The organism is Neisseria sp. HMSC065D04, from assembly GCF_001815675.1.
GTDB lineage: Bacteria > Pseudomonadota > Gammaproteobacteria > Burkholderiales > Neisseriaceae > Neisseria.
In genome coordinates, this window is record NZ_KV821516.1 from 1 (window position 1) to 259 (window position 259).

Below are 259 nucleotides of genomic sequence, written 5' to 3' on the forward strand. Positions count from 1 at the left end.
GCTGAAAAAGCTAAAGCAGAAGCTGAACGTAAAGCTGCCGAAGAAGCTGAAAAAGCTAAAGTAGAAGCAGAACGTAAAGCCGCTGAGGAAGCCGAAAAAGCCAAAGCCGAGGCTGAACGTAAAGCCGCTGAAGAGGCTGAAAAAGCTAGAGTAGAAGCAGAACGCAAAGCGGCTGAGGAAGCCGAGAAAGCTAAAGCTGAAACAGAACGAAAAGCAGCCGAAGAAGCTGAAAAAGCTAAAGCAGAAGCTGAACGTAAAG

The 259-nt window shown here is 47.1% G+C and carries 1 protein-coding gene; it reads left to right on the plus strand.

Translation table 11 applies throughout. The annotated features are described in order from the left end of the window. Window positions 1-259, plus strand: a 259-nt coding sequence (locus HMPREF3050_RS14625) for a hypothetical protein (protein WP_210399919.1), incomplete at both ends; no start/stop codon positions are given.